A 7,220-nucleotide genomic window follows, 5' to 3' on the forward strand; every position below is an offset into this window, starting at 1 on the left:
CCCGATGTTCAGGTCCGAACGCTCCGCGCCACCGCGCCTGGTCGTCGCCGGCGGCGGTCCCGCCGGCTGGATGGCGGCCTTCTATCTGAAGCGCGTCCTGCGCCGAGCCGGCTGGACGGTGACCCTCGTCGCGGCGGCCCCGGCCGCGGGAGCGCGCGTCGCCCTGGCGACGCGTCCGTCCTTCACCCGCTTCCTCGGCGCCTTCGACATCGACGAAGCGATCTTCATGCGCCGCTGCGCGGCGACCTACCGGCTGGCCAGCCGCTACGACGACTGGTTCGCCGAAGGCCAGGGGCACTGGCACCCCTTCGGCGCCTGCGGCCCGAGGATCGCCGGCCGCGACCTGTTCCACTACTGGATGAAGCTTCGCGAATCCGGCCCTGAAGAGGAGGCCGGCAGCTATGCGGATTACGCGCCCCAGGCGCTGATGGCCGCCGCCGGACACGGTCCCCGCCCGGAGACGGGCCGGTCGTCTCTGAGCGAGTCCGGCGATTACGGCTATCACCTCGACCGGGCCGGTCTCGTCCGTTTCCTGCGCGAACTGGCGCTCGCCGAGGGCGTGCGCGTGGTGGCCGGGCGCGTTCGCGAGATCGAGCGCGACCTCTACGGCGACGTCGCCGCGCTCGTCCTCGACGACGGGCGGACGGTCGAGGGCGACATCTTCCTCGACTGCACGGGCGCAACTTCGCAGCTCATCGGCACCGCGCTCGGCGAGGCCTGGGTCGCCGGCAATGGCCCTGGCGACCGCCTGACCCGCCTGTCCCTGCCGCGGTCGGCCGAGGCGCCGCCCTTTACCGCCTACCGCGGCCGGGCGGAGGGGTGGACGGCGTCGCTGCCCCTGGCCGACCGCACCGAGCATATCTTCGTCCACGACAGCCGGACCACGCTGCCGGATGCGGCGGCGGAGGTGCTGCAACGCGCCTTCGCGGGCGGGGCGGACGTCACGCAGTCGCAGCTGCGATACGGTCGCCGCGCATCGCCGTGGCAGCGCAACGTCGTCGCCCTCGGCGCCGCTGCCGGAGCCGTCGAACCGCTCGTCGGCTTCGATCTTGATCTCGTCCTGGCCGGACTCGAGGCGTTCCTCGCCTATCTGCCCCGGCAGGGTGAGGGGAGCGACGTGCTCCGCAGCGCCTACATCGCGCGGCTGAACCGCGCCCAGGACGATGCGGTCGAGGCGGTGGCCGCGCATTACGTCCTCGGCCGCCGGCCGGAACGGTTCTGGGCGGCGGCCCGCGCCGCGCCGCTTCCCGACCGGCTCGCCGATCGCCTCGACCTCTACGAGTTGGCGGGCCATGTCGAACCGAGCGGGGAGGCATTGTTCGGCGAGGGCGACCATTACCTTCTGTTCTCTGGAGCCGACTTCCTGCCGCGGCGGCCCTTCGCGCCGGTCGATGTCAGCGATGGCCGCGAGATCGCGAGACTGCTCGCGAGCATCCGCGCGCAATCGGTCCGGATCGCGCAGGCCATGGCGCCGCATGACCGTCTGATCGAAGCGTTGCACGGTCCGGCACCCGTTGCCGCGCCCGCCCTGCGCCCGGCCGTGGCGTCGGCCGGCCCGGCGAGCCTGCGCGGGACTCCGGAGGGCGCGCGTCTTGCCGATCTCGTCGCCGGCCTCGGCCAGCCTTTCGGCTACGAGCGCTCGGTCAAGGCATCCCCGGCGGGGTTGCAGACCGAGCGCTTCCTGATCAGCCTGCACCGTATCAGCCTCGGACTGACGCCGGGAAGGACGCTCGACGAACTCGCCGCCAGGCTCGGGCTGCCGGAGCGCGAGCGCGCCGAGGCCGCCGGCCTGATCGAGGATGCCGACATCCTCCATCTCGGATACGAGGGCGGAGCGTCCGGCACGCTCTACAAGCTCTACGTCGAATGGTCGTCGCGCACCGATGCGGCCTGGAGCGGCGTGGACGCGGCGGGGGCGGAGCCGATGCTGGTCCACCGCGCCTACAAGTGGAGGCCCGAGGCGACCCATCCGCCCGTCGTCACGCTCTATCACTGGCCACGGGTGCGCGGTCCCGAGGAGATCGGGGCGCGGCTGACCCGGATCGCCGGCGCGTGGGGCGCGGCCGGCACGCCCGTACGCGACACAGCCCATGCGATCCTGAGGCTGGCGCGGGACAGGGGGCGCGGCGCCGTCCACTATCTGGAAGCCCGCGAAGAGCCGGGACTGCGCCTGTCCTACGACCTCAACCTCTATGCCTGCGGCCTGAGCGTGGCCGATGCGGAACCGCTGCTCGGCCAGGCCTTCGTGGATCTCGGCACTCCGCCACAGGCCGCGGCGGCTGTCCTGGGAGAACGCCTCGGGGAAACCCTGGGGCACGTCGCCGGCGGCATCGGTCGCGACGGCCGGCCCTTCCTGACCGTCTATTCCGGCAAGGCGGGTGCATGACCGGCCTCGACCCCGCACGGCTCGAACTCTCCGCCCCCGGCGATCGCTACGCCGATTACTGCCTGTGGGATTACGAGCCGGTCGGGCCGACGGCGGGACGCCTGCGGTCGGCGAGCCTGCTCTGGCACTCGCTGGCCTGCGCGGGAGCGGATCCCCGGCTCGTCGCGATCTGCGACGCGCTGCGCGACGGCCTCGGGCCTGGCCGCAGCGTCTGGGGCGCCAAGCTCCGCGACGGCGTCACCACCTGGGAGTTCTACTTCTACGACTACGCCCGGCTCGACCGCACCGTCTCGGTCGAGCGCGTGCTGGCGATCCTGGCGCCGTTCGCATCCTGCGATCTGCGCTACGCGGGCGCACGGCCCTACTTCATGTTCTCGCTCGACCTCGACGCCGCCCTGGCGCGGGGCGAGCGGGGCCTCGACCGCCTCAACATCTATGTCGGCAATCCCGGCACCAGCGTCTCGTCCGGCCTCAGCTACGGGCTCTCCGCGCAGGGCCTCGTCTTCGACAACCTCTACAGCTTCTTCGACGCCGCCCGCGAGCGCGACGCAATCCGGGCCAAGGCCGCCTGCTCGGCCCATCTCGACCTACCCGGTCTCGATCTCGACGCGATCCTGTGGCCCGAACTGATGCGCTGCGGCGTGGTGGTCGTGGCCAACAAGCGCCTGTGCGACGGCGTCTACTTCTCGCGCGTGGGCGTCGACGGGCTGATCGCCTTCCTCGACCGGCTCGCCTATCCGGCCGCGATCCGCGACTTCGTGCGCGGCGAGCGGCGGCGGCTGTCGCACCTGCTGTTCGATGTCGGGATCGACTACGCGGTGATCGACGGCAGGCTGACGGTGACGAAGAGCGCGTATTACGGGCTCCTCTGATACGGTGTCCGCCCGATCGAGGCGGACACCCTGTCGGTGCGAGCGAAGCACGAAATCCGCGTTGCGAAGCATCCGACGGGATTCCGTATGAGGGGCGGGACGACGACATGGGACGCTACGACCACGCCGCCTACGTCTCCCTGACGATGGAGTTTCGCTGCAACCTCAAATGCGTCCACTGCATGATCGAGGGCACAATGGACCGGCTCGCACCGGAATCGGACGCGCATTTCGAGGAGATCCTCGCCCGCAACGCCCGCGAGCGGCGCTGGACCGGCCTGATCCTGACCGGCTCCGAGATCACCCTGCGGCGCGACCTGGCCGATCTGGCGCGGAGGGCGCGGGCCAGCGGCTTCGCCCATGTCCGCATCCAGACCCACGGCATGCATCTCTCTCAGCCGAGCTTCTGTCATCGGCTGGTCGAGGCCGGAATCGACGAGTTCTTCGTCTCCATCGCCGGCAGCGATGCCGCGAGCCACGACGCGCTGACCCTGGTGCCGGGCTCGTTCGACCGTGCCCTTCGCGGCCTGGAAACCCTCGATGCCCTGCCGGGGGTCGAGACCCTGACCAACACCGTGGTCACGGAGCGGAGCTACCGGCTGCTGCCCGATCTCGTCGACCGGCTCGCCCATCTCAGGCGACTGACCCAGATGGAGTTCTGGGTCTACTTTCCGATGTCCGAGCGCGACGAGAAGGGTCTCGTCGCGCGCCACGCCGACGTTCTGCCCTACCTGCGCGAGGCGGTGCTGCGCGCCCGCGCGCTCGGACGGGCCGTGGAGGTGAAGAACTTTCCGGAATGCCTACTCGGTGATCTGGGCGATGCGCTCGTCAACGGGCAGCCCGAGCTGCACATCGACCCGGATTTCTGGCGGGAGTTCGGGCGCAACGGCTTCTATCAATGCGTCCACCGGGAGGCTTGCGCGTCCCGCGAGTGCCTGGGCCTCAACACGGCCTATATCGAGAAGTTCGGGCTCGAAGCCGACGCGCTGCACCCGCTGCGCCCCTCCCGGTCCCGGAGCTGGAGCCGGGCTCCGGCCTGAGCCGTCGCCGCGCGCCGGGCCGGATGCCCGCGCGAGGGTCGCGGACCGGATCGGGCCCTACCGGTTCCCGAGCCGCGGCCACCAGGCGTGGAGGATGTCGAGATCGGTCCGCGCCTCCTTCTGTGCCAGGGCCACCTGCTCGGCCCGGAACTCGCTCGCGGTGATGCCGAACTGGGCGCGGAAGCTGCGGCTGAAATGGACCTTGCCGCGAAATCCGAAATCGGTCGCGAGCCGGGAGAGACGGCGGGTCTCCAGCGGGTCGCTGAGAGCGGCCCTGACCGCCAGCAGACGCCGCTCCTGGACCGAGCGCATGATGCCGCCGTAGGGGGCGAACATCCGATAGAGGGTCGCGCGCGACACGCCGATCTCGTTGGCGATCATGTCCGGCGACAGGTCCGGCGAGGCGAGGTGGGTGCGGATCGCCTGCTCGGCGAGCGCCAGATGATTGGTGGCGAGCGCCGGCATCTCCGTGATCTCCTCGGCGCGGGAGGGGTCGAGCAGCACCCGCAGGAAGTCCAGCGTCTGCGTCAGCACCTCCGCGGCATCCGGTTTCTCGAGCAGCGTGCTGCGTTCGCGCAGCGCGATCAGATGCGCGGCGAGAAGCCGGTTGCGACCCGGATCGAGCCGCGGCGGCAGCGGATTGTCGGCAAGGCCCCGCAGCAGGGCCCGCGGCACGATGAGCGCGATCGTGTCCGACGAGGCCGCGAGCGTATCGACCTCCTGGGCGAGGTCGATGATCGCCACCTGCGACGACCAGATCGTGGTCTGCTGGCCGCTGATGCGGCCATTGAAGCCACCGACATTGTAAAGATGAAAGAGAATGTGGTCCGGCGTGCAGGCGATGAGATCCTGGTCGCGGCGATAGCTCTGCGCGCCGAACACGACCCGCGCCACCATGATGTCGCCGATCACGGCACCGCTGGCGGAGCCCGTCGGACTGCGCTGATCGGGATGGAAGGCGCGGGGTTCGAACAGCGGGCCGACAACGCCTTTCCAGACCGCGGCTGCCATCGCGTGCGGGAGGCCGGTCGTGAGGTAATCAAGTCGCTGGAAAGAAGTCACGGGTGAGTGCGTGTCCAGACAAGTACGACGAAAGTCTCTTGGTTGTGGCGTCCGCAGACGCCGTCCAAGAAGACCAAGCAGATCTTGCGTCTGCATGGTAGTGCTGCAAGACAGCTACGATAAGACCTGAATCAGCACAAATACTTCTGATATTTTCGAATCTGCAAAGACGGTCGCATCATTGTGGGACGCTGAGTCTGTTAGGTGGCATCGGAAATTTTTTCGTGGCGTGGTTGCGGCATTGATCAAGCTAAAGTCGCCAGCTCCGGTTTCAAGGGTCCTGTCCGCCCGCAGTGCAGGTCCAGACCATGCCGTAACCTTTCGAGATGGCTCGATCGGTCGCCGGCGGCGCGTTCAGGCATAAAAACATCCGGCTCTGAAACTGAGAGGCGGGCGCGGCGGGTCGAGAAAGCGGGAAGGCAAGCAGAACTCGACGCTGCCGCGCATGATTTCAGTCTATCTCGGATGGTAAGGCAAATGAAAATCGGCTCGCGATCTGCGCGAAGTGACAATGTCGCGATGGCTATAAGGCGGGTTGGGTCAGTCCGACAGCGCTGACGGCCCTGCAGAGACAGTCATCATGATGCTTGAGGATGGCTCCGGTGACCCGTCGAATCGGTGATCGCCGAATGACAATTTTTGCGATGACATCGAACATGATTGCTTCCGCCGCCCCTGCGGTCGAAATTGCCCCGCTCGGATCATCAGTTCCTGCGAAACTCGGCTGCCGCCGGACTACGGGAGTTGGGATCTGAGACGCTGGATCAATAGAAAGATGGAACTCTCCCTCCGCAACGGTGGGCGCTACTGATATGCAGCGGGACGCGAAGATGCGGAAATCGCACGAGCGCCGCAATGTGGGGTCGGAATGAGTAAGCAGCTTCTCATCTACGAGCGTGCCGTGCCGGTGACCCGGCAGCGTCACGGGGCATGGTCGGTCAAGGCCGGCGCGTCCTTCGAGTTCGCGCGCAGCGTCAATTCCGTGCCGCTGATGGTGGCCGAGTTTTCGAACGCCGCGGCCGAGTACACCATCGTCTTCGGTGGTGCGGAAGACGAGATCATCCCCGTCGCGCTGCTCGGGATTCGCGACAACGAGAACCTCTACGTGTCCGACTCCGGCGCATGGGCCGGCACCTACGTTCCGGCCTTTTTGCGCCGCTACCCGTTCGTGTTTTCCAGCGACAACGCGAACGATGCCGACGCCACCTTCACGCTCTGCGTCGATGAGGAGTTCTCCGGCTGCAACGACGAGGGCCGCGGCGAGCGCCTGTTCGACGTCGACGGAGAGCGGACGCAGTACCTGCAGAACGTCCTGGGCTTCCTCCAGGCCTACCAAGTGCAGTTCCAGCGCACCAAGCTGTTCGTGAAGCGCCTGCAGGATTTCGGCCTGCTCGATCCGATGCAGGCGCAATTCACGCTGCGTAGCGGGCAGCGCTCGACTCTGTCGGGCTTCAGCGTGGTCAATCGCGACCGCCTCAAGGCCCTGTCGCCTGAGCAGCTCGCCGAGCTGATGCAGGCCGACGAGATGGAGCTCGTCTATTTGCACCTCGCTTCGCTGCGGAACCTGACGCCCATCGCCGAACGGATCGGCGGTCCGGTCGATGCCGCTCAGGAGCCGGAGACGGCTCCGTCCTCGCCGGCAGACTTCGAGACGTCGGGCAACGCCTGATCCGGGGACCCGCGCCGGTCCCTCGCGCGGGCCGGCGCGGCGGCGCATGACCGGGCGGCGCCCTCTCGGGTGCCGCTCCAGATTTCAATGACGGCTCGTAGCACTCCCGGCCACCTCACCGTGTGCCGGGCAATGCTGTCCGTTGCGCGTCCGGCAAGGGCGCGTACGTCCGAGTTTTGGAGAGAGCGGCA

The 7,220-nt window shown here is 68.4% G+C and carries 5 protein-coding genes; 4 read left to right on the forward strand and 1 reads right to left on the reverse strand.

The genetic code is table 11. The features are described 5' to 3' along the window. Positions 1-4: 4 nt before the first annotated feature. The 3 genes from MPPM_RS12445 (at position 5) to MPPM_RS12455 (ending at position 4,298) form a co-directional block, all read left to right on the forward strand. Complete coding sequence (locus tag MPPM_RS12445) at positions 5-2,386, forward strand: tryptophan 7-halogenase (RefSeq protein ID WP_096485339.1); 2,382 nt, start codon at positions 5-7, stop codon at positions 2,384-2,386. After that, positions 2,383-3,258: a hypothetical protein gene (locus MPPM_RS12450; protein ID WP_096485340.1), complete on the forward strand. Its 876-nt coding sequence runs from the start codon at positions 2,383-2,385 to the stop codon at positions 3,256-3,258. Before MPPM_RS12445 ends, MPPM_RS12450 begins: the two co-directional genes overlap by 4 nt. A 107-nt stretch (positions 3,259-3,365) precedes the next feature. Then, positions 3,366-4,298, forward strand: coding sequence for a radical SAM protein (locus MPPM_RS12455; protein ID WP_096485341.1), 933 nt, complete (start codon positions 3,366-3,368; stop codon positions 4,296-4,298). 57 nt (positions 4,299-4,355) lie between these two features. Here MPPM_RS12455 and MPPM_RS12460 read toward each other — a convergent pair whose 3' ends face one another. Next, positions 4,356-5,360 (reverse strand): helix-turn-helix domain-containing protein, encoded by a 1,005-nt coding sequence (locus tag MPPM_RS12460; RefSeq protein WP_244573547.1) that lies wholly within the window; start codon positions 5,358-5,360, stop codon positions 4,356-4,358. Between the two features lie 868 nt (positions 5,361-6,228). Here MPPM_RS12460 and MPPM_RS12465 point away from each other — a divergent pair. Continuing rightward, on the forward strand, positions 6,229-7,029 hold the full coding sequence (locus MPPM_RS12465; protein WP_096485343.1) for a SapC family protein: 801 nt from the start codon (positions 6,229-6,231) through the stop codon (positions 7,027-7,029). Positions 7,030-7,220 lie beyond the last annotated feature (191 nt).

Origin of the sequence: Methylorubrum populi (genome assembly GCF_002355515.1) — a bacterium.
GTDB lineage: Bacteria > Pseudomonadota > Alphaproteobacteria > Rhizobiales > Beijerinckiaceae > Methylobacterium > Methylobacterium populi_A.

Excerpts from the sequence above, each read along its gene's own strand:
- MPPM_RS12455 (WP_096485341.1), top strand. The coding sequence starts at position 3,366 with ATGGGACGCTACGACCACGCCGCCTACGTCTCCCTGACGATGGAGTTT.
- MPPM_RS12450 (WP_096485340.1), top strand. The coding sequence starts at position 2,383 with ATGACCGGCCTCGACCCCGCACGGCTCGAACTCTCCGCCCCCGGCGAT.
- MPPM_RS12465 (WP_096485343.1), top strand. The coding sequence starts at position 6,229 with ATGAGTAAGCAGCTTCTCATCTACGAGCGTGCCGTGCCGGTGACCCGG.
- MPPM_RS12445 (WP_096485339.1), top strand. The coding sequence starts at position 5 with ATGTTCAGGTCCGAACGCTCCGCGCCACCGCGCCTGGTCGTCGCCGGC.